The 20,091-nt window shown below is 56.0% G+C and carries 19 protein-coding genes and 1 tRNA gene; 5 read left to right on the top strand and 15 right to left on the bottom strand.

Going from position 1 to position 20,091, the window contains the following annotated elements:
- Positions 1 to 92: 92 nt before the first annotated feature.
- Positions 93 to 536, bottom strand: coding sequence for a GFA family protein (locus ACIQYU_RS00255; RefSeq protein WP_402797687.1), 444 nt, complete (start codon positions 534 to 536; stop codon positions 93 to 95).
- A 1,457-nt stretch (positions 537 to 1,993) separates the two neighbouring features.
- Positions 1,994 to 4,645 (bottom strand): AAA family ATPase, encoded by a 2,652-nt coding sequence (locus ACIQYU_RS00250; protein ID WP_402797684.1) that lies wholly within the window; start codon positions 4,643 to 4,645, stop codon positions 1,994 to 1,996.
- Positions 4,646 to 5,191: 546 nt separating this feature from the next.
- Here ACIQYU_RS00250 and ACIQYU_RS00245 point away from each other — a divergent pair.
- Complete coding sequence (locus ACIQYU_RS00245; RefSeq protein WP_402797681.1) at positions 5,192 to 6,883, top strand: reverse transcriptase domain-containing protein; 1,692 nt, start codon at positions 5,192 to 5,194, stop codon at positions 6,881 to 6,883.
- 192 nt (positions 6,884 to 7,075) lie between these two features.
- Here ACIQYU_RS00245 and ACIQYU_RS00240 read toward each other — a convergent pair whose 3' ends face one another.
- The 13 genes from ACIQYU_RS00240 to ACIQYU_RS00180 form a co-directional block, all read right to left on the bottom strand.
- Positions 7,076 to 7,930, bottom strand: a complete 855-nt coding sequence (locus ACIQYU_RS00240) for a hypothetical protein (protein ID WP_402797678.1) — start codon at positions 7,928 to 7,930, stop codon at positions 7,076 to 7,078.
- Positions 7,931 to 8,025: 95 nt separating this feature from the next.
- Entirely contained in the window at positions 8,026 to 10,902 is a 2,877-nt protein-coding gene (locus ACIQYU_RS00235) for a DUF927 domain-containing protein (RefSeq protein ID WP_402797675.1), read from the bottom strand.
- Positions 10,899 to 11,183, bottom strand: coding sequence for a DUF3077 domain-containing protein (locus ACIQYU_RS00230; protein ID WP_402797672.1), 285 nt, complete (start codon positions 11,181 to 11,183; stop codon positions 10,899 to 10,901). Before ACIQYU_RS00230 ends, ACIQYU_RS00235 begins: the two co-directional genes overlap by 4 nt.
- Positions 11,180 to 11,467, bottom strand: coding sequence for a hypothetical protein (locus ACIQYU_RS00225; protein ID WP_402797669.1), 288 nt, complete (start codon positions 11,465 to 11,467; stop codon positions 11,180 to 11,182). Before ACIQYU_RS00225 ends, ACIQYU_RS00230 begins: the two co-directional genes overlap by 4 nt.
- The gene (locus tag ACIQYU_RS00220; protein ID WP_402797666.1) at positions 11,464 to 11,628 is read right to left on the bottom strand and encodes a hypothetical protein; all 165 of its coding nucleotides are present in this window, start codon (positions 11,626 to 11,628) and stop codon (positions 11,464 to 11,466) included. The genes ACIQYU_RS00225 and ACIQYU_RS00220 overlap by 4 nt, the downstream gene beginning before the upstream one ends.
- Positions 11,629 to 12,007: 379 nt before the next feature.
- A complete protein-coding gene (locus tag ACIQYU_RS00215; RefSeq protein WP_284392403.1) occupies positions 12,008 to 12,340 on the bottom strand; it encodes a hypothetical protein in 333 nt (110 codons plus the stop codon).
- Positions 12,337 to 12,942 (bottom strand): hypothetical protein, encoded by a 606-nt coding sequence (locus tag ACIQYU_RS00210; RefSeq protein WP_402797662.1) that lies wholly within the window; start codon positions 12,940 to 12,942, stop codon positions 12,337 to 12,339. The genes ACIQYU_RS00215 and ACIQYU_RS00210 overlap by 4 nt, the downstream gene beginning before the upstream one ends.
- Positions 12,939 to 13,268 (bottom strand): helix-turn-helix transcriptional regulator, encoded by a 330-nt coding sequence (locus ACIQYU_RS00205; protein WP_402797659.1) that lies wholly within the window; start codon positions 13,266 to 13,268, stop codon positions 12,939 to 12,941. Before ACIQYU_RS00205 ends, ACIQYU_RS00210 begins: the two co-directional genes overlap by 4 nt.
- On the bottom strand, positions 13,268 to 13,501 hold the full coding sequence (locus ACIQYU_RS00200; protein ID WP_402797656.1) for a helix-turn-helix domain-containing protein: 234 nt from the start codon (positions 13,499 to 13,501) through the stop codon (positions 13,268 to 13,270). Before ACIQYU_RS00200 ends, ACIQYU_RS00205 begins: the two co-directional genes overlap by 1 nt.
- 82 nt (positions 13,502 to 13,583) lie before the next feature.
- Positions 13,584 to 14,450: a hypothetical protein gene (locus tag ACIQYU_RS00195; RefSeq protein WP_402797653.1), complete on the bottom strand. Its 867-nt coding sequence runs from the start codon at positions 14,448 to 14,450 to the stop codon at positions 13,584 to 13,586.
- 313 nt (positions 14,451 to 14,763) lie between these two features.
- Complete coding sequence (locus ACIQYU_RS00190; protein ID WP_402797650.1) at positions 14,764 to 16,092, bottom strand: tyrosine-type recombinase/integrase; 1,329 nt, start codon at positions 16,090 to 16,092, stop codon at positions 14,764 to 14,766.
- A gap of 161 nt (positions 16,093 to 16,253) precedes the next feature.
- Positions 16,254 to 16,329 (bottom strand) — tRNA-Thr (locus tag ACIQYU_RS00185).
- 71 nt (positions 16,330 to 16,400) lie between these two features.
- Positions 16,401 to 16,811, bottom strand: a complete 411-nt coding sequence (locus tag ACIQYU_RS00180; protein ID WP_343584511.1) for a pilin — start codon at positions 16,809 to 16,811, stop codon at positions 16,401 to 16,403.
- A 216-nt stretch (positions 16,812 to 17,027) separates the two neighbouring features.
- Here ACIQYU_RS00180 and ACIQYU_RS00175 point away from each other — a divergent pair, with 216 nt between their 5' ends.
- The 4 genes from ACIQYU_RS00175 to yacG are packed head-to-tail and all read left to right on the top strand — an operon-like array spanning position 17,028 to position 19,925.
- Positions 17,028 to 18,236, top strand: a complete 1,209-nt coding sequence (locus ACIQYU_RS00175; protein WP_402797644.1) for a type II secretion system F family protein — start codon at positions 17,028 to 17,030, stop codon at positions 18,234 to 18,236.
- Positions 18,237 to 18,238: 2 nt separating this feature from the next.
- On the top strand, positions 18,239 to 19,105 hold the full coding sequence (locus ACIQYU_RS00170; protein ID WP_241106220.1) for an A24 family peptidase: 867 nt from the start codon (positions 18,239 to 18,241) through the stop codon (positions 19,103 to 19,105).
- The gene (coaE, locus tag ACIQYU_RS00165; protein WP_063911153.1) at positions 19,105 to 19,728 is read left to right on the top strand and encodes a dephospho-CoA kinase; all 624 of its coding nucleotides are present in this window, start codon (positions 19,105 to 19,107) and stop codon (positions 19,726 to 19,728) included. The genes ACIQYU_RS00170 and coaE overlap by 1 nt, the downstream gene beginning before the upstream one ends.
- Entirely contained in the window at positions 19,725 to 19,925 is a 201-nt protein-coding gene (yacG, locus tag ACIQYU_RS00160) for a DNA gyrase inhibitor YacG (RefSeq protein ID WP_063911152.1), read from the top strand. Before coaE ends, yacG begins: the two co-directional genes overlap by 4 nt.
- Positions 19,926 to 20,091 lie beyond the last annotated feature (166 nt).

The raw sequence follows: 20,091 nt of genomic DNA, 5'->3' as shown, positions 1-20,091 counted from the left end.
TTGATTCCATGGCCAACGGCGACACTGGAAACAGGGCTTGGGATGTAGGGTATCCACCCAGCTCTCGGCGCGATGTCCACGTAGAATCGGAATCAATCATGGTTGCTTTCATATCGCAGCCATCCAGCAGTCACTGAGCCTCCAGCTACGCGGTCCTTTGGATGAATCCGCCCTTCACTGACAGGGACTTCCGGGAAGTCAAATGGGCTCATGCCTTCGATACAGGCAACGTTGACCCCGTATTGATCCGGTGAGGAACGGCGCTGGTGGAAGGTGTAGATGCCGCATTTCGAGCAGAAGTAGTGCTTTGCAACATGTGTGTTGAACTGATAAAGGGTGAGCGCCTCATGCCCTTGGGTGACAGTGATGTCGCCCAGGTTGGCTGATACCGCCACTGCACCCCGCATACGGCAGAGCGAGCAGTTGCACCGGCGCGCTGTACGCACACCATCGGTCATGCGAAGTGAAAAACGCACCGTTCCACAATGGCAGGCTGCCTGGTAAACAGGGCGATCATCGTGTTTTTCATCAGTCATAGCGTTTCTCTTGTCGTGTCAGAGGAGACAAAGCAGTAGGTCTGCGGGTTGTGTGATGAGCGGGCGGGATCAGCCGCTGGAGGTACTGATGGAAAGCTCGGCCATCTGAAAATATCTATAACCGATTAAAGCACTATCTTAAAAAATCTCGCCAAACACCCCGAAAACACGAGGCGAAAGCTAAATGTCGGTCACCCATTATCTTGAAACCCGTACAACCGGAAGTGAAAAACCGCTGACTGTTCACTCGGCCGAGAAGCTGGGCTGAAGGTGGCCTGATCGGCCAAAAGCAGAAAACGGAAGAAACAAAAATGCCCGCACAAGGCAGGCATTCTTGGAGGGGCCAACCGCAAGAAAACCTGCATCAAACAAACCATCAAACTCTGGTGCGGAGACAGGAGTCGAATCAGGCACCCATAGACCCGCATTTATTGACATCTAGCCTCTATATTCCCAAACCGTATACCTAACCATATACCTAAAACCCAATTCACCCTCCCCTGCCTTGGCGGCATCGCAAGACACAACCCGCCGAGCAGCAACTCTGCCTGCCTGTCTTCTGACCGCTTAGCTGGCCGACCGGCTGACGGCTGACGGCTGACGGCTGACGGCTGAGATGCAGCCGCGCCCTGGCAACAAGCGTCAAGTCAAACTTTCGGGATCGTTGCGGCCTCAGCCGAATGAAACAGAAGACGGACATCCCAAGGAAAATCTCAGCTGCAGGGAAACCGCGAGTCCCCGTACCCGTGTAGGGAGGGGGGGGTGGGGAGGACCCAAAAAACTGCAAATGTAGTCGCCTATTCCGAGCACCCAAAGCCAGTGAACTGGCGCCAACAAAGAGCTGCGGGCTTCCCCGTCCAAACCTCCGCCAAGCGGCCAGAGTCCCCAGCCAGTTCGGGCAGTCCAGGGGCTTACAGCGCTGTGGGCCTTAGCCGTTTCGGGGCGTGGGGAGGGTAATCGCTAAAAACCGGTGTTCTCGGTGTTCTTGGTGTTCCGAAACCGCTGAAGGCCACATACCACCGGGCCTGTAGCCGAGGAACACGATTGAGCAACGTGTGGAACACGAAGGCCCAGGAACACAAAAGGTGTTCCGTGACTGCGAAAGCAACGTGGCCCAATGGTGGCCATAGCTCAGATTAGACTGGTGCATCACTCAGGTGCGAACGCTGGCCAACAGGACAACGGCGGCGCTGTACCCTCCAGCCGAGTTCGGCCTAAACTTGCTGGTCCGCAGTGGCTTGGAATCACTATCGTAGGGAGCGCCGCCTTTTACATGTGACATAATCACGCGTTTGTAGAGAATCTGACCAGTAACACTCGCATCCTCCATTGGGTGATGTGGAGCCGAAACTGCCTAATTAGCATATATCCAACTACCTAATGAATTCATCCCATAACAAATTGGGTGGAACCATCTCATAAAAATACATCCACCCTTTGTTTTCCGTCTCCTGAACCTATCCAAAGGTGCTAATAGGAGGTTGTGTCTGAGCCTTGAATGCTTTGTCAGCAGCCTTTCTACGGGTAGCAATGTCGCTTGCAAACGCTCTAAGTTCGTTAATATGATTTTTTATCTCTGCTGGCTCCGGCCTATTTTCTGAGAGAGCCCGAGATTTATCATGCCCATACATCCAAGTGCTCGCAAGCGACATATTAGTAGTTACTCGAGCAGCATCTAAAGGCTCGACTGTTATTTGTCCTAGCCTCGTAGTTTGTACGCTATTCCTTCCGCGACTAACTATATCAAAGAAAAGATCTTGCTCAATCGACGACTCCCAAGCCTCCCTCAGCAGGCAATACAGCATCGCAGATTTCTCGTTATAAGTTGAAATGTCCGTATCATAAAGATCTTTGAATGACTGTAATTCTTGTTCCAGATGGTGCGCTCTGCTACTTGTGCTCATCCCACGCCAAGGCGCGTCTAAATGGCAAAAGCCTGAATCCCTACCATTCCTTCTGACTGTGAATGTCGAAACGGCAGGGCGTACATTCTGACTCAAAGCCATTTCAGTGCATTTGCCATCAATCTCCATGATAAGAGCGAGATCATGTGTAAAAACTATTATTTGTCTAAACAAGGCTTCCGAGCATAGGCGGGAGGCAATTTTCTCACGATATACATGATCAAGAGAGCTAACCGGATCATCAAAAACGATGGGGGACGAGTTTGAAAACGTTTTTATTTCTGCGAGATACGCAGCCAACGAAACAACTTTTTGCTCGCCCTCACTCAGAACTCTCCCTGGCTTTTGCGCGCCTATTGAGAAACTATGAGAAGTATCGCTATCTCTCACGATCGGGGCTATATCAACCTCCAGCCTGATACCAAAAGCATCTAGCTCTGCTTTGAAGTTATCGATGAAATCAGGTGTAACCAGTTGAGCGATAATTGATTTTGCCTTGCCAGAAAAGCGCGTTTTAGTCTGCCTGAGTGAGTTTATGCCACTTTCGACTTTTTTGTTGTGCTTAAGATTATCGATGTAGCTGATGATTCTTTCAGAAGCATCTGAAAGCAGCTTCTTATTGGTCTTCTTTTTTAAGCTTAACTTATCTAACTCGTACTTCTCAGGGGAAATGCTCTGTTGAAGCTCATTCAGCTTATTCTGAATATTTTCAGAAATTCTGTTCTTTATATTTTCAGCAGAAATAATGCTTTTGTCATACAACATGTCATGAGGTTGATCTGAGGTAAAAAAGTCTTGCCTAGTCTTTAAGATACGAAAAGCTTCAGCAAGCCCACAGTCTGAGCCTAGGGTCTCCACCAACTCATTACAAAGAGGTTCGTATGCTTCCGGCTCGGGTAGAACCAAACCAAAAATTTCATCTCTTGTACTTTTTAAACTTGCACAAGCTTCGTCATAAGTCAATTTACTTTTGTCTTGCATAAATTGCCAGAAACGTTCCAGACGCGATTTTGCATCGTCGTCCAGTGGTTGCATACAAAGGACACACAAGGCGTCAGCACTAGTGTTAGGAAACCCAATTTCGGTGTAGGCATGAGAAGTGGAGTAGTCTCGGGCGGCCGTGAAAAGAATTTTCCAAGGGTCGGAGTGAACTCCTTCTAACGGATCTTTTTTGTCAAAGCTAGTTAAGGATAGGTCGTAGGCCTTTTTTGCGGCAACTTCAGCAATTTGTAACTTCGTGACTTCCTCAGGCTTTGTTTCGGTTAATACTTTTACGGCAGAGGCGAGTTTTTGGATCGCTCGAGGAAGTCGCTCCGCTGAGATTTTTGTTAGCTTCGCAATAGTTTTTACCGTGGTGCCGTTTTCGTAGTTCGCAATAGCGCTTGTCAAAAGCGTTAGTTCGGTGACGTCCTGATCACTCCAAGTTAGACTATTTTTCAGCTCGGCACTGTTAGTTTTTTCCGACAATCGATTCAACCAAGCTTGAACTTCTGCATTATCCTCTAAGCCGCTAATAGTTGGCCTGTTCGCGCCCCGCATTTTTAATTGCATCGTATCTTTGACGCTTTCTATTGCTTGGGATACGTGATCGAAAATATTCGCGCCTCGAGGCTTGTAAGTCACGCGATTATTGCTATCAAGTAAGGTTTTTCCGCAGTCGGTGTCAAAGACATTAATCGAAGCTAATTCAGCATGTTTTTTCCCCGGCGCCCACGTCCACTCTTCTCGATTACCACTTTTTAAATAACTTATGCGAGCGGACTGCCTGAGTGTTTTGGGCTTATAGATATTACCAAGAAGAGTAGGCTCGACATGCTTAGCAAAACAGGCGCTCTTCAATATACGACTGTATCCGGATTTCCCTGAGCCATTTTCTCCATATATCAGTGTAATCCCTGAGTGCCCGAAAGGTAGCTTAGCTTCTGAATGAATGGCATTGATATTTTCCACCATATCAATACTGCAAAGCTTTATTGGTTCTGCGGAGGTTTCAGCAAGAGACCCGTCTAACTCATAAACTGGAGGCGAACACTCCTTATATTCGTTCTCCTCATTAAGCCCGAAAGCGCAAAGCGCGTTTTTCGCTACTTGCTTAAGCTGCTCTGGCCCTAACGCTGGGTCTTGTAAAAGGCGACGGACAAGGTCTGCCTCCCATTCTGGCAGGTCGTTTGCCGCCCACTCCACAATCGCTTGATACGAGTTCATACACGTTTCCTGTAGTGGCTTTTTGATGCTTTTTACGCGTAATGCGCTCTGCCGTCTAGAAGACACCAGACCGGTCAAGCCAGGCCAAGAACGCTTACGAGTATTGGCCTAGGACAGATGAGCTTAGCCGCAGGTATAAGGGAAAACTGCCGCTGGGCATGCGGTGATTAGTCATTCAGCCCAGGTTCGCTTGATCAGTAGGATCAGGTGCGCTTTTCGCGTGACCATCCATTGCAGCATGAACCACTCATTTGAATTCATGTAGTTATCCGGCATCACTCGAAAGGATGGCAAAACCTTAAACGCTGTAAACAATCCATAGCGAGCATTCCATGCGTCGATTGGTCTCATCGCTTGCGGCCTCCTCTTGGATAGCCACCAGGGTCATCGCGTAGGGCTTGCAGTTGGTAGTTTTTTGACGTACTTTCGCTTTGCCTCCATTCAGGTATTAAATAGGGTTGTTCAAATGCGACCCGATTCAAAAAAGCCACAAGCAACGGCACTCAGCGACTCTGAGACGTTACGCTCAAAGGAATACGGTGAAATATGAATGGAGGCTTTTTTTTGAGCTTTATCCCGCTAACCTCGTCGACCACTCCTGGAGAACTTGCGGAGCTGCTTGGCACGGATTACGGCAAGATCAAGCGCCTGTACTACACCGGCGACATGCACCGACATTATTTGGCCTTCGACATACCCAAAAAAAGTAGGGGCAAGCGTAGGATTCTGGCTCCGTCCGAAAAGCTTAAAACGCTTCAGGGTAGGCTTGCCTCTTTGCTTGAAAAAATTTACACGCCACGCGAGCCTGTAAAGGCGTTTCGCCAAGGTAGCTCCATTGTTGCAAACGCACATCCCCACTGCCGAAAGAAGTATGTATTCAACATTGATTTAGAGAACTTCTTCGGCACTATTACTTTCCGGCGAATTCGCGGAATGCTAATTGCCAAACCCTACTCGCTATCAGCCGAGACGGCGTCTGTTATTGCCCACCTTGCAACGGTTAACGGTATCCTCCCTCAGGGGGCGCCTAGCTCTCCAATTCTTTCAAACATGCTATGTGCAAGTCTAGACCGCGAACTATATTCTTTAGCTAAGCGAAACAGGGCTGTCTATACTCGTTATGCCGACGACATAACATTTTCATTCTACAGCCCTGCAGAATTCCTACCGAAGAATGTAGTTGAATACAGCATCTCAAATGGCAAACCGAATCACTACTTTAGCAAAGTAGGCCAAGAGCTTGAGGCGATAGTGCATCAGCACGGATTCGCAATTAATCTTGACAAGGTGAGATTACAAGGACCGGGAGAGAGGCGTCTAGTCACGGGGCTGGTTACCAATCAAAAACCAAATGTTCCTCGCACCTATGTTAGGAAAACTGCAGCATTGATACATTCCCTTGAAAAGCATGGGGAAGAAGCGGCTAATGTTATTTACAAAAAGAAAAACCCAAATAGCTCCGGAATTCTTGAGTCACACCTCCAAGGTCGCTTGCTGTTCATAAAACAAGTTGTTGGCGAAGAGTCAGAAGTCTATCGACGGCTTGCGCAACGCTATAATATGCTGCCTATTAAGAGCAAGGTGCCCAATACTCCGATCTCCACCCCTGAAGACTCAGATAACTTCAAGGTCGGCGAGTTCATCAAAAGCAAATGCTGGGTGACTGAGGTATCAGAAACAGTGGATGGCGAACTGGTGCAAAACCAGGGCACAGCTTTCATGATTCAAGGCGGCCTGCTAATCACCTGCGAGCATAATCTCGCTCATCGCAGTGAAAGGAGAAGACATGAATTCTCCGAATGCTGCGTTTATCGAGTTGGCGAAGGCGAAGGTATATATGAAGCCAAAGTCATAATCCGAAATAAAGATCTTGATCTCGCTGTGCTTCGGATTAATGATGCTCCTGTCGGACTCGAACACTTTACACTTGAGGTAACGCGAGAGCCAAATATTGGAGAACGCGTCGCGGTCCTTGGATTCCCCAATCATAAGATCGGCAGTCACGTTGGCATTCTAAAATGCCGAATTACTAACAAATACCCATTGCACGAAGTTAAGCACAGCGAGGTTGACAAAACCTTGTACGCCGGAAATAGCGGAGGGCCCGTTATCAACTCGAGTTATCACGCTGTCGGTATAGCTGCTAAAGGTGCAGAAGGTAATCCCAATGGCAAAAATACATTTATTCGCATTTCAGAACTAATAAATTACTTACAAAAAAGCGGCTTTGAGATGTAATTCATTGGATTTAAACAATCGCTCCACCAAGCCCATTTTCAAGGGCAAAGCCCTCATCCAAAAAACGGCTCGACTTTCATTTGCAAACAGACGATAACTTGCCTAAGTACATATAAACCCAAACACCATCGCCCAATATCCGAGGATGGTGTTTTGATCTGGCAGTTAATATTGCTTCCGAAAGGCCTAGGGTTAGATGTCTGTCAGCTGCTCAAACTTTACATTGCTGCGTTGATCCAGAATCCTACGATGAGAAATGAAATGGGTTTTCTCCGGAGACATAGTTGGAATATAGAAGTCAGTCAAGCTATCACTATATCCAAGCAATTTTTCTGATGCTGAAACGTGCGCTGCTAGAAACGCCAGTTCCTGTGCAGCCTTCTCAAATCGGTCAGCCCAATAGAATCGAGCAGCCTGAAGGATTTTTGAGTTCAAATTTTCAAGTTCGGATTGCTTCTGCTGAATGACATCATCAAGCTCCGAGATCTGAGAACTAAGAGTAGATGAGACTGTGTTAGCACCTTGAAGAGTCTGTTTTATTATCGCCAGCGCCTGGGACGCTTTCTGCAACAATCCCTCTGCCTTGCGCTCAACCCCGCTATCGTTCTCTCCCATCGCCTGGGCGTAAGCTTGGGCGGCTTGATGTTCATCACGTTCTGCAGCTTCAAATTCGCGCTCGTGCTTCGCAACAAGATCTGCCCTTTTGGACTCCAGCATCTGGCGCTTTTCGCGCAGGCTTTTAATTTCGCTCTGAATCTTGGCTATATCTTTTCTTGCCTGCCGCACGTTTTCAGAGGCGTACTTTACACCCTCCTCCCAGCTAACCAAGCCCTGAAGTCGTGGAATCTCTCGAGATAGCTCATCAATTTTAGCCTTAGCATTGGAGTAAGGCGCAATCTGATCCCGAGGATAGACAGGTCTTCCCTGACGGCTATTAGCGAATGTTTTCTCTGCCTCGTCAGCGACGGCTTTTAGCCGAGGAAGATCTTTTTTCAAGCTCGCTAGTTCTGTCTGGCATTGTTCTAACATGGACGAATTTGTGCTCATTTTGGACTCCAATAATTAAATTTAGGAAAGCGCAGGCGTAGGCAGGCCGAGCCTATAAGTGGCCTTTAATCTCCCGGCTAGTTAAATGATAATAGTTAGTCGCTAAGCAATACGTTTGAATTCACAACATAAACACGCCCTTTCGGCATTCCGGGTAGTGTTACGGATTGGGCGGCTTTTCCGTCTCCGCTCGGCTCAAGTATTCCGCGCGCGACTAGCTCTCTATTTACATTTCGCAAGTTCATCCCTTTAAAAACCTCATCACGCCAAGTTGTGCCGAGGAAGTAATAGGTCACCGACGTATATAGAGAGTCACCAATGCCATGATCCATAGTCCTGCGAAAGCCAAGGCGGTCTGCTGTACGTGGCGCATGGTCATCGGTCTTCGCGGCAATCGCATCCCATCGCGTGAAGCGACTTTCTCCATAGCGCTCTACCATGCCGCGCAGTCTGGCCACAATGGCGTCACCCTCCAGGTTTCCAGCACCGCCACGTTCAGCCAACCAAGCATCCAAGCACACACGGGCAGATTGCAGGGCTAGACCGTCTGGCCATCCTGTAACGCCCAAGGCTGTGGCCAACTCGCCCGCCGCCGCTGCCAGTCCGAAGCGAGTTGCGGCACGCTGTGCCTGGCCGCTAGCGCTGGCAGGCAGTGCTTCAGTGGTAAACCGCTCTAGAGTGCTGCGCACCATGGCCGCATATGCTCGCAACCTGGCGGGCTCACATAGGGCCGACAGGAAAGCCAGGGCAGGCGTGCCATAGCATCGGCTAACTCGGGCCTTTAGCGCATCCGACAGCGCGGCGGCATCCTCGAAGCTATGCAGCTCTTCGAACAACCCTAGCCCTTTGCTCGCGTCAGCCGGTACAGCAAGCAGGCGCACCTCCATACCGGCTTTCAATTCCTTGTTTGCCTCTGCCATGTGTTGCGCCAAGGTCTTTTCCCCGGTGGAGAGAAACAGCAAGCGCCACTCCTGAACTTGGCGACCACTCATGCCACGATCATTGGCCCGCGCCTTACCGGTGCCGTTACCCAGCATGTAGACCGTTTCCCCAATGATCCGTGGGTCGCACATCCCGATCTCATCGAGCACCAGCAACCCGTCCGAGTGCGCCGCCGCGATACTTTCCAGGGCGTTGTCTGTAGAACGCCAGGAACGCACCAGACGTGGCCCACCCCAAACCGAGGCAGCCACCTGCAGGTGGGTGGTCTTCCCGCCCGAGCTATCGCCGTACAGGTGGAAACCGCCCGACTCGTGCCCGAGTAGATGCAAAACCGCGCCAGCGAAAGCCACGCATACGACGAACGCCAGGCGGTTATTGCCCACGCAAAGCGCACCGATTTGCTGCTGCCATTGTTCCAGTGTCCCCGCCTGAGTGATCGGCGGAAGCTGAGCACCGGCTTCGTAGAAGTGCAGATACTCGGCGCTGGCACCTATCTGCCGATCTGGCAGCAAGTAGGCATCCCCATGCCAGCCCAGACGAGTGACCAGGCGAGCACGCTCAGCACTGTCATAGCCCTGCAAGTAGCTCTGTAGATCGTTGCGCGAATTGCGAGCAGTGCGCACGGGCGCCAGGCGCAGCCCCATATCAACCAGTGGCGCGAGCACTTCCTTGCCAAAGTCGCCCGCCATTGCCCTGGCCTGAATGTTGAGGCGCTTGTTGGCCCCATCCGGGTCATCGAACTCCACCAGCAAACCCCAGCCGTGGCCCTTTTCGTCACGGGTGCGGGCCAATATCTCTAGCCGTGAACAAACCGGGCGTGCTTCGCCATCCTCACCGGCATAGAACACCCCATCCTTGGTGACACGGAAGCCGCTCGGGGCAGGGGCGGTTTTCTTCTCAGGTTGCGGCTTGGCCTGGCCAGTGATTGTGCTCTGCTTGGTGGGGGTGGGTGTGGCGGCAGGTGCGAGGGCGAACAGCTCCCCGGTGCGCTGCAGCTCTGCCAAGTGTCGAGCAGTCCAGCCTTTGGATTGGGCATCCGCCGCATCGTCACCTTCGCGCCACTCACCGCCTGGGGCGAAAGTGGGGTGCTCGCCGTCCATACCGGGGAGCTGCCCAAACACCGTCAAGGCTACCGTCTGCACTGAGGCAGCTCCAAGCTTCCGCAGGTGATCGGCCAAAGCATCCATGCACTTCATGCCTGGAGCATCGTTGTCAGGCCACAGCAACACGTCGCGCCCAACTAGCGCCGCGAAATCAGCCTTCTGCCAAGAGTTCGTCCCGTTGGGCCAGCAGGTGGCAACATGCCCGGGCAACAGCTCGGCAGCGGCATCGGCGGCCTTCTCGCCCTCGCACAGCACTACTGGTACCGAGGGGCGTTTAGCCAGATCATCAAGACGCAGCAGCGGGCGAGGCTCCGATAAGCCCTGCCAGCGCCAGGCCAACGAGTCATTTGCGGAGTGTTTGCACCAGGTGAGGGGCGCGAACACTTTGCGCGGCGTGCCGCTCTCATCCGGCCCGAGGTCGAAGCGGTACAGCACCATAAGCGGCTGACCGTTGGCGTCACGGTAAATCCAAACCTTAGAAGGTCTACCGTGCTGCCGGTGCGCTTGCAGCACCTTCTGCATTGCCTGCTCAGGAATGGGCAGCACGGGAACCCACTCTGGTTTCTTAGCCGGGCTGGTGGAAGGCGTGACATTGAAGCTGCTCGTTGCCTCGACACCGAGAAAGGCTGCCAGTATGTTGCACGCCTCCACATCGGTGCCGCGATCAAGGTAGCGCACCAGGTCAATCAAATCCCCGCCTTTGTCACCGGTGGCGAAGTCGCACCAGGTGGCTTTGGCCAAGTTCACCTTGAGCGAGCCTGAATGCTTGTCTGCTCTTGTTGGGTTGGGGGCGGTGTATTCCTTGCCACCGTCTACGCGCTTGCCACCCGGAAGCCAATGGGCCAACACGCGGTCAATCGCCGCGCAGGAAGCGGCCTTGACCTGCGCAAAGGTCGGATGCCTGGAGTTGGGCATCTTCCTGCTCATGCCTGGCAACTCTCGGCAATCTGAATCCCAGTGGTCACATCATCGACAAGAGCCTTAGCTTGCTCACCCAAATAGTGCGCAGCCCACACAAGCGCATTGTTGTCGTCGCTCACGCCTGCTAGCTGCGTCAATTTGTTCACACAGCTCATGAGTACCGACGCCTGCTCCAATGCTTCTTCACCGGAGATATCGGGGCATACCCGGAAAAATGGTAGATTCGACGAGTTGTGCTTAGAGAAGGTGGCACCGCCCGCTGTATTAACCTGAATGCGCCCGCTCATTTCCGCCCCCTTTCCGCGACATGGCGGGTCGAGTCGTCGGCATGCACGACCAGGGTGCGAATCTGCTCCAGCGTTCCACGTACGTCCCACAGGGCACCGAGAATCACGCGGTTAGTCAGGCGCTGCCCCTGTTCCGCCTCGAACTGATCCTCCAGCAAGGACAACACTGCCTGAGCTCGCTCAACAGCGCAGGTAATCGCATCAATGGGGACGCCAGCGGGGGCCTGTGTGGTAATGCAAAGCAGGTCTTCAGGTTGAGAGCAGTGCTGTAGTTGAATAGTCATTGGGCACCCCCGTTTGCTTCCAGGGCGCGGGCACGGGTCATCGCCGCGTTGTAACGCGCCAAGCGGACGGAAAGGGATGAATTGGCGTGAAGTGCCGCAATAGCACGGGCCTTCAGGGCGGCAATGTGGCTCTGGAGAGCAGACGGATTGAGGGTGTGCATGGGGTGACGCTCCTTATGTGTGGAGCTGCCACGGTCCGTCGCCAAACGAATTAGGGTGGCAGCTGTGCGCAGGTTGGCGAACCGGTACATAAGGAAACCGGCAGACCCGAAGGTCTCCCACGCACAGCCGCCATAACACGGACGTACGGGCACAAAAAAAGCGCCTGCAATCGTGATGGGGGCGCCTGTGCGCCTTATGTTGATCGGGTCGCCAAACCCGGTCGCTGAATTTGCAGCGACAGGCGCAGAGTAACGTGTGACCCGACGAAGCGCAAGCTGAGTGGTGCGGGCAGGTTGCATGGCTCCTGGCCATGGCATAGAGTGAGCGGGCACAATGAAGATCCTCAGACGCCCTCGGTTGCAGCCGGGGGCGTTTTCGTTAGTGGGTAATGGCCGGGCGACGCTCAAGCTTGAGCCAAGTGAGATTGCGGCCTTGCCTGGCCTTCTCATACATCTGTCCTAGCGCATCGGGATTGGCCAGCACGTTGGGCACCAACTGCGCTGCATCCCGAATCACTACGTCCCCAGGGGCCTCGACAGCGAGCAGCACCCAATCGAGGGTCGGCCAAATCAGCAGCAGAACGTGAGCTCCTTTGGCCAGTGCTTCATCGCGGAGTATTTGCAATCGCTCCAGTCGCCCAGGCGAAGGTGCCTTTGGGCCCAGTTCGTCTATGGCATCAAGGGCAGCGGCGGGCAGGAAAATAGGTTTCACGCGGCGCACCCTCGCAACCAGTCCGCGACTCGCTGATCCTCTGCACATTCGCGCTCATACTCAGCACGCAGAATGCGGCGACAATCCGCAGTGTTTACGCGGACCCATTCGGACAGACCATCACAATTCGGCTCATGCTCTACGCGTTGGCTGATACGGCGGGCATCAACGTAGTTGTGTTCGGCCGCTCTGCGCTCAGCCGCTACCTGAGATTCCACATAGGCCCCCCATACCTCCGGGCAATTTGCGTAGACCGCATCACTTCCTACGAGCCAGTAAGTGACCCACTTGTTTGATTCGTCGGATGGCACCGCTTCTCCAGCGGGATGGGTCATAGCAAATACGCCTGCCCCCATCACCTGTGCTGGCTCCATTCGCATTCTCTGCTGGCGTAACACTGCAGGTAGTTCCCAAGGAGAAGGAACCAGCGGAAGCACCAGGCCATCAGGGTTGAAAAAGTGCGCTTTTCCCTCCAGGCCGTTCCAACTTACACCTGCCACAGTACGTTGCTTCCAGTTGTTGCGGCCCGGCTGGTACAGGGCAAAGCCAATTCCGTATGTATCGAAGAAGGGGCCAGTAAACGGCATGCGAGCGAGTCTCATGCAGTGATCCCCCGAGCTTCAATACGTTCACGCGCCCAGCGCTGCACTTCTGCGAGAACAAAGCCCACTGGCGCTCCCCGTGACGTGCTGTTGCTCAACGGCACGGGGCGGGGAAAGGTCGGATCGTCCTTGAGGCGCTTGTAGATAGTTGCGCGAGCTAGACCGGTCATAGCAATCACATCGGGGAAGCGAATCAGCGTGGCAGCAGGATCAAATCCTGGAGCTTGACCAATATCCTGGCGCAGATTGCGCACCGAACCGCCGCCGCCAAATGCGTGGGCGGTGATCGATCGGGAAGGGGTGCGTGTGGATTGATGCGAGGACATTAGACTTTCCCCCGAGGCGCAGTAGAGGTGCGGTGCCGCTTGGCTAGCCAGGCGTTCAGCTCGGCCCGCTGATAGCGGATGCGCGCGCCACAGCGGATGAAAGGAAGAGCGTGCCGACCAGTGCTGCGCCAGGTGGCCAAGGTCTTGACCGATAGGCCCAAGAACTTGGCTGCCTGCTCAGGCGTGAGGAGGTCAGTGGGCGAAACAGTTGTTACAGATCGGATGAGTTGCATGTGATGCCCCGGATTTGATGAAACCAACGGGGGGGAAGATAAGAGGCAGGTGGGAGGTGAACATGGTTCACCTCCCCGTAATTTATGCGGGATCCAGAACAAGTCCTTTGCGTAGCACGTCCCGTACGCCCTTGGACCCAAGGCTTCCCGAAACTTCCATTCGTGAAATGATCCCTGAGATTTCACTGGGTGCCCTACCAGACGCGAGTAGCTTCCGGCCTGCATCACAAATGGCCCTGTCGCGCTCGGCATTCCTCTCCTGCCTGGCTGCCCCGCTTCGTTCTCCGGCTTTTCTGCCAACCGCTGCGCGTGAAGTCTTTAAAGCTCGCTCGCTAATCCGTTTCAGTGCAGCAGGTGGGATACTTGAATCCCGATAAAGCTCAGCGATGACAATCGAATTGCGTGCGCGTCCCAGCAGATCGGCAGCCGATTCCCGTGCCTCAATCTCGGCGATCGAGTCTTTAATGCGGTAATCATTAACAATGGTGGCGTAGGCCTCAGGGTAATTAATTCTTGTATCCTCAATAAGTGCACGCCCACTCGCTTCGAACATATCGTCAGCCAATTGCGCTTGCCATTCGCGAAGAACATTTATCGCCCGACAGCCGTAAGCCATAGCGAGGGCTGCCGCAAGTTGGGAGTCAGTTATGCGGCTATCGGATGAAGCGACAAGGCGCGCAGTCGAAGGTACGTCTAGCGATAGCGATGCAACAAACCCCCACTCCGTCCGCTGCTCAATGGTATAGAGGCTTCGGCTTATCTCTGCTGCCGCCTCAATTGCCCACTCCTCGCGCTCATGAGGGCGCCACATTTCGACACCAGTCGCCACTAGATCAAGCGCTTCATTGAAGCGCTTGGCGAATTCGCCATAAAGCGGCAACCACTCCAACTCCAACTCAAGCTCGTCGAGGTCGAGGTTCAGAGGACTCATTAATTTGCCAAGAGTCATAGCAATACGCCGTTAGCTATTTGACGATCCCCACGCCCCAATTGGCGCAGACAAAGCCGCGCCGGGCCGTGATTGACTGCGTGAGCGCATCGGAAGAGCGGCCAGCAGGAGGGGGAGGAGGCTTGCGTTGGCGTAGACGGGAGCACGGAGCAAGCCGCCTTGATCATGGAACACCGCTGGTGTTCCGGCGTGTTCGTGTTCCGCCTTTTGTGCAAAGGTGTTCCTTGGCTACAGACCGCGTGTTTTTTGGCTTTCAGCGTTTTTGGAACACCAAGAACACCAAGAACACCGGTTTTCAATCGAGTGTTACTTTTCATCGCTGTCCAATCATGCCAAACGTTCCACGCACCACATTGCTTGCTCCCTCCCCCACGCGAGCAAAGTCATAAGGCGTGATGTGCTTCTCTCGATTGGCATCCAGATAGTCGGCCCACCACTGAACCATGAGCCGGCGTTCTTCAATGTACTCAGCTTTGTGGATGTATGCCGCCCTCACGCTGTTGCGCTCTTGGTGGCTCATCTGACGCTCTACCGCGTCCTTGCTCCACAGTCCCGACTCGACGAGCGCGGAACAGGCCATGGCTCTGAAACCATGCCCACACACCTCGGTCTTGGTGTCGTAGCCCATGCGTCGAAGCGCCTTGTTTACCGTGTTCTCACTCATGGGCTTCCAGTGGTTGCTATCACCCGCGAACACCAGGTCGAAGCGCCCGGTGAGCTGGCGCACCTGCTCGAGCGTGGCCAGTGCCTGGCGACTCAGAGGCACCAGGTGGGGCGTGCTCATTTTTGAGCCGCGATGTGAGTTCTTCACACCCTCAATCTGCTGGCGCTCCCCGGGTATCTCCCACATGGAGCGATCGGCGTCGATCTCTGGCCAGCGCGCAAACCGCAACTCACTGGATCGAATAAATACCAGCAGGGTGAGCTGGGTGGCCAATCGTGTCAGCGGCCGACCAGTGTCGCTATCGATTCGTTGCAGCAGCTCAGGCAGCCGATCCAGCCCCAGCGCAGGCCGGTGGACGGTCTTGCGTGTCGCAGTTGCGCCCTGAAGGTCGACCGCAGGGTTCGTGTCGATGTGCCCGTGCTGGACAGCCATGCGCATGATCCCAGTCATGTACTGCCGTAGCCGGCCGGCAGTGTCCAGAACTTCGCGCTTCTCCACAGCCTTGAGCGGCGCCAGCAGGTCGCGGGTCTTGAGGGCAGCCACCGGGCGCTGGCCCAGGGCCGGGAGCAGGTAAGTTTCGATCCGCCGCCACACCGTCGCGGCATGACCTGGGGACCACTTCTTAGAGCAGGCGTCGTGCCAGTCCTTGGCCACCACGCCGAAGGTATTGGCCCTCGCGTTCGCCGCTTCGACCCTCCCCTGCCTGGCGCTCTCAATCGGGTCTTTACCATGCGCCAACAACTCCAGCGCTTCGGCTCGGCGCACGCGGGCGGCTTTGAGTGTCAGCGCTGGGTAGTTACCGAAGGTGGCCAGCCCCTCTCTGCCATCCGGCCGCTTGAACTTCATGCGCCAGATCTTGCTGCCGTTCTTCTTGACCAGCAGGAACAGGCCCTGACCGTCGAACAGGGTGTAGTCCTTGTCCCGCGGCTTGGCGGCCTCGCATTTGGGGTCTGAGAGGGGCGTAACGGTGCGTGCCATAGGTATACGTTTTCTCGTCGAACCTGCGTATACCCTAACGTATACCTAAAATCGGTATATGCCTAGAGACAGAATGAGACAGCCAGAGACAAGAAAGCCCGCACTTGGCGGGCTTTCCAGGGGGTTCCGTGTACAAGAAGAGACTTATCGGAACAGTTAAATGGTGCCGGAGACAGGAATCGAACCTGCGACCTTCGCGTTACGAGTGCGCTGCTCTACCGACTGAGCTACACCGGCGTGTAGCGCAACGTACCACTGCTCGCACCCGTTACGCAAACCCCTGTTTCCCCTGACTTATTACCCTACCCTCAAGGCGCCTTGCACCCGTTCGGCGCCAGGTCTTCTTCAATGTCGGTCGTGCACGCCCACCCGCTAGCCGAACGCGTCAGGGTCAGTGCCTTGCCCAGCACAGTGGCCGGCGCATCCACCAGCGTGCAAACGATGCTCCCGCTGCCATCCGCCGCCTTGCCGCTAGCCGTGATCGCACAGTGTGCCGTCGCCGGCTGGCCACCCAGCGCGGCCACATCCGCCACGTCCTTGCCGTCATTCAACCGCAGGTCCATCGCCGTCTTCAGCGCGCTGATCTCCAGCAACCCGGCTGCGGCCTTGGAGCGTGACTGGTGGTTGGTGTACATCGGTAAGGCGATGGTCGCCAGAATGCCGATGATCGCGACGACGATCATCAGTTCGATCAGGGTGATACCGCGTTGCCCTTTCATGAACGTTTTCCTTTTTGATACGCGTACTCGTTGAGGTCAGGCTCGACCCCGGCTGGCAGCGGCGCAGTAGGCCTGAACAGACACCTTTTGTCACCCCTGCCCGCTTGGGCGTCGTCTTCGCTGAACTACTCTAGTGAGCATCACGGACGCGCGCCCTTGCATGGACGCGGCAAGCTGTTTCCAGGCTTGTCGCACGGGCCGGAAAAGGACCTATGCATGACCCCATCCTCACGCCTCTACACCTGGCACGGCACCGACGCCAACGGCACGCCGGTCAGCGGCCAAACGACCGGGCGCAGCCCGGCCTATGTGCGCGCCGGGCTGATCCGCCAGGGCATCAGGGTAGCCGGCTTGCGGCCTGCCGGCGGGCTGACGTGCAGTTTGCCGAAACGGCGGGAGAAGGCCGACCCGGCGGGGTTCAGCCGGCAGCTGGCGACCTTGCTCAAGGCCGGGGTGCCGCTGCTGCAGGCGTTCGAGGTGATGGGGCGCAGTGGCTGCGATGCGGCGCAGGTGGTGTTGCTGGAGAGACTGAAACAGGATGTGGCCGCGGGCCTGGGGCTGGCGGATGCGTTGCAGCGCCATCCGGGTTGGTTCGATGCGTTGTACTGCAACCTGGTGCGGGTGGGTGAGCAGTCCGGCACGCTCGACCGGCAGCTGGAACAGCTGGCGGGCATGCTGGAGCAGCGTCGGGTGCTGCACAAGAAGGTGCGCAAGGCGATGATCTACCCGCTGCTGCTGTTGCTGACGGGGCTAGGGGTGTCGGCGATTTTGTTGCTGGAGGTGATTCCGAAATTCGAGAGTATGTTCGCTGGCATGGGCGCGGCGTTGCCGGCTTTCACCCAATGGGTGATCGACTTGTCCACAGGGCTGAGCCGGTTTGCGCCGCTGTTGCTGGTGATGGGCGTGGCACTGGGTTTTGCCATGCGCCAGCTCTACCGGCAGCACGCGCCAGCGCGCCTGTGGATATCTCGCCGGGTGCTGGGCTTGCCGGTGTTCGGCACGCTGCTGGGGCAGGCGGCGCTGGCGCGGTTTGCGCGTAGCCTGGCAACGTCCTACGCCGCCGGGGTGCCGTTGCTGGATGCGCTGGGCACGGTGGCCAGGGTCAGTGGCGGCGACCTGCATGAGCAGGCGGTGTTGCGGCTGCGCCAGGGCATGGCCAATGGGCAGGGGCTGCACCAGGCGATGGCCGCTGAGCCGCTGTTTCCACCGCTGTTGGTGCAACTGACGGCCATCGGGGAATCCAGTGGCACGCTGGACCAGATGCTGGAAAAAGCCGCCAGCCATTACGAGGAACAGGTCAGCCAGGCGCTGGACCAGTTGACCAGCCTGCTGGAGCCGGCCATCGTGCTGGTCCTGGGCCTGCTGGTGGGCGGCCTGGTGGTGGCGATGTACCTGCCGATCTTCCAGCTGGGTAGCTTGATCTGAACATGACTCTTTGGACTTTACTGGCTGAGCAGCCGGCGTACTTCCTCACCCTGGCCGGCGTGCTCGGCCTGCTGGTGGGCAGCTTTCTCAATGTGCTGGTGTACCGCCTGCCGATCATGCTGGAGCGGCAATGGCAACGTGAGGCTCAAGAGGTATTGGGGTTGCCGACCACGCCACACGAGCGTTTCGACCTGTGGCTACCCGCCTCGCGCTGCCCGCATTGCGCGCATCGGATTCGCGCGTGGGAGAACATTCCGGTCATCAGCTACCTGGCCTTGCGCGGGCGTTGCTCAGCCTGCAAAACCCGCATCAGTCCGCGCTACCCGTTGGTGGAGGTGGCCAGCGCGCTGCTGTCGCTGGTGGTGGCCTGGCGCTTTGGGGCTTCGCCCGAGGCCTTGCTGGCACTGCCGCTGACCTGGTGCCTGCTGGCCCTGAGCCTGATCGATGCCGAGCACCAGTTGCTGCCGGATGTGCTGGTGCTGCCAATGCTGTGGCTGGGGCTGATCGTCAACGCCTTCGGCCTCTACGTCCCGCTGACCAGTGCGCTGTGGGGCGCGGTGGCCGGCTACCTCAGCCTGTGGACGGTGTACTGGCTGTTCAAGCTGGTCACCGGCAAGGAGGGCATGGGCTATGGCGACTTCAAGCTGATGGCGCTGATCGGGGCCTGGGGTGGCTGGCAGGTGTTGCCGGTGACCCTGCTGCTGTCGTCGGTGGTGGGGGCACTGGCGGGGCTGTGCCTGCTGCGTCTGCGCCGGCATGCCATGGGCACGGCGATCCCGTTCGGCCCTTATCTGGCGATTGCGGGGTGGATTGCCGTGCTCTGGGGTGATGAAATATACGCTTCATACACACAACTGCTTGGATTCTGATGACCACTGCGGCCTTTACCCCCTGGATTCTCGGCCTTACCGGCGGCATTGGTAGCGGCAAGAGCGCCGCTGCCGAGCGTTTCGTCGAGCTTGGCGTGCACCTGGTCGATGCCGACCAGGCGGCGCGCTGGGTGGTCGAGCCTGGCCGCCCGGCCCTGGCCAGCATCGTCGAGCGCTTCGGTGCCGGCGTGCTGCAGGCGGACGGCCAACTCGATCGTGCCGCCCTGCGCCAGCTGATCTTTGCCGACCCGGCGCAGCGCAAATGGCTGGAGCAATTGCTGCACCCGCTGATCGGGCAGGAAATTTTCAGCTACCTGGCCAAGGCGCAGTCGCCCTATGCGGTGTATGTGTCGCCGCTGCTGATTGAGTCGGGGCAGCACCAGAAAACCCAGCGGGTGCTGGTGATCGATGCGCCGCAGGAGCTGCAGGTGGCGCGTACCCTGGCGCGTGACAACACCAGCGCCGAGCAGGTGCAGGCCATTCTCAAGGCCCAGCTGGCCCGTGAGGAGCGCCTGCGCCATGCCGATGATGTGGTGGTCAATGACGGCGACCTGGCCGCGCTGCATGAGCAGATTGACCGCCTGCACCACTTTTACCTGACTTTACGAGGAGGCCAGCCATGAGCCAGCCATTGACCGTCGATTGCCCGACCTGTGGCGCACCTGTGGAATGGCACGAGAAAAGCCCGTTCCGGCCGTTCTGTTCGGACCGTTGCAAGCTGATCGACCTGGGGGCCTGGGCGGCGGAGGAGCACAAGATTCCGGGGGCGGAAGATTCCGAGGATGAACTGTATTCGGGGGACCTGGAGCCGCGGCATTGAGCCGATAACAAGGTGCCCTTCAGGGCCCTTTCGCGGGTGAACCCGCTCCCACAGAGACCTCACGGCTTCCAAGGCTGGTGCAGCACCTGTGGGAGCGGGTTTACCCGCGAAAGGGCCAGTACAGCCGCCACAAAATCACCGCTCATCCTCCTTCCACGGCGCCTGC

The organism is Pseudomonas sp. NPDC096925, assembly GCF_044762545.1.
In the GTDB taxonomy this organism is placed as follows: Bacteria; Pseudomonadota; Gammaproteobacteria; order Pseudomonadales; family Pseudomonadaceae; genus Aquipseudomonas.
Note: the sequence above shows the minus strand (reverse complement) of the source record. Positions and strands in the feature narration are given on the sequence as shown.

Excerpts from the sequence above, each read along its gene's own strand:
- ACIQYU_RS00255 (WP_402797687.1), bottom strand. The coding sequence starts at position 536 with ATGACTGATGAAAAACACGATGATCGCCCTGTTTACCAGGCAGCCTGC.
- ACIQYU_RS00250 (WP_402797684.1), bottom strand. The coding sequence starts at position 4,645 with ATGAACTCGTATCAAGCGATTGTGGAGTGGGCGGCAAACGACCTGCCA.
- ACIQYU_RS00245 (WP_402797681.1), top strand. The coding sequence starts at position 5,192 with ATGAATGGAGGCTTTTTTTTGAGCTTTATCCCGCTAACCTCGTCGACC.
- ACIQYU_RS00240 (WP_402797678.1), bottom strand. The coding sequence starts at position 7,930 with ATGAGCACAAATTCGTCCATGTTAGAACAATGCCAGACAGAACTAGCG.
- ACIQYU_RS00235 (WP_402797675.1), bottom strand. The coding sequence starts at position 10,902 with ATGAGCAGGAAGATGCCCAACTCCAGGCATCCGACCTTTGCGCAGGTC.
- ACIQYU_RS00230 (WP_402797672.1), bottom strand. The coding sequence starts at position 11,183 with ATGAGCGGGCGCATTCAGGTTAATACAGCGGGCGGTGCCACCTTCTCT.
- ACIQYU_RS00225 (WP_402797669.1), bottom strand. The coding sequence starts at position 11,467 with ATGACTATTCAACTACAGCACTGCTCTCAACCTGAAGACCTGCTTTGC.
- ACIQYU_RS00220 (WP_402797666.1), bottom strand. The coding sequence starts at position 11,628 with ATGCACACCCTCAATCCGTCTGCTCTCCAGAGCCACATTGCCGCCCTG.
- ACIQYU_RS00210 (WP_402797662.1), bottom strand. The coding sequence starts at position 12,942 with ATGAGACTCGCTCGCATGCCGTTTACTGGCCCCTTCTTCGATACATAC.
- ACIQYU_RS00205 (WP_402797659.1), bottom strand. The coding sequence starts at position 13,268 with ATGTCCTCGCATCAATCCACACGCACCCCTTCCCGATCGATCACCGCC.
- ACIQYU_RS00200 (WP_402797656.1), bottom strand. The coding sequence starts at position 13,501 with ATGCAACTCATCCGATCTGTAACAACTGTTTCGCCCACTGACCTCCTC.
- ACIQYU_RS00195 (WP_402797653.1), bottom strand. The coding sequence starts at position 14,450 with ATGACTCTTGGCAAATTAATGAGTCCTCTGAACCTCGACCTCGACGAG.
- ACIQYU_RS00190 (WP_402797650.1), bottom strand. The coding sequence starts at position 16,092 with ATGGCACGCACCGTTACGCCCCTCTCAGACCCCAAATGCGAGGCCGCC.
- ACIQYU_RS00180 (WP_343584511.1), bottom strand. The coding sequence starts at position 16,811 with ATGAAAGGGCAACGCGGTATCACCCTGATCGAACTGATGATCGTCGTC.
- ACIQYU_RS00175 (WP_402797644.1), top strand. The coding sequence starts at position 17,028 with ATGACCCCATCCTCACGCCTCTACACCTGGCACGGCACCGACGCCAAC.
- ACIQYU_RS00170 (WP_241106220.1), top strand. The coding sequence starts at position 18,239 with ATGACTCTTTGGACTTTACTGGCTGAGCAGCCGGCGTACTTCCTCACC.
- coaE (WP_063911153.1), top strand. The coding sequence starts at position 19,105 with ATGACCACTGCGGCCTTTACCCCCTGGATTCTCGGCCTTACCGGCGGC.
- yacG (WP_063911152.1), top strand. The coding sequence starts at position 19,725 with ATGAGCCAGCCATTGACCGTCGATTGCCCGACCTGTGGCGCACCTGTG.